Below are 426 nucleotides of genomic sequence, written 5' to 3' on the forward strand. Positions count from 1 at the left end.
ACAGGACAGTGAAACGCCTTCGCGCCGATGATAGTGGACGGACGTCTGTGAAAGTAGGTCATCGTCAGGCTTTTATTACGCAAAACCCCACAGGTGATCCTGTGGGGTTTTGTCTTTGTATAGTGAGAGCCCATGCGTAGCGGGCAGCGGTGTTGTTTGCCGTTATGTGCGTAGACCGGGATCCTGCAGTACTGAAATAGTACTGAAGCAACACGGGGTAATGCCGAAGCGGCGCCCCAAGCAGTACCCGGGCAAGCCCGGAAGTAAACCAAGATTCGAGCGGTTGATGCAGTCGACAGCCGCTCAAGCAGTTACGCTTGACGACCATAGCAAGGTGGTACCACTCCTTCCCATCCCGAACAGGACAGTGAAACGCCTTCGCGCCGATGATAGTGGACGGACGTCTGTGAAAGTAGGTCATCGTCA

1 rRNA gene is annotated in these 426 nt (G+C 54.5%); it reads left to right on the forward strand.

Going from position 1 to position 426, the window contains the following annotated elements:
* Positions 1–316: 316 nt before the first annotated feature.
* Positions 317–426: ribosomal RNA gene (gene rrf, locus ACI0FO_RS29445) — 5S ribosomal RNA — on the forward strand; the annotation flags it as partial.

Origin of the sequence: Achromobacter marplatensis (genome assembly GCF_049060505.1) — a bacterium.
GTDB lineage: Bacteria > Pseudomonadota > Gammaproteobacteria > Burkholderiales > Burkholderiaceae_B > Achromobacter > Achromobacter marplatensis_A.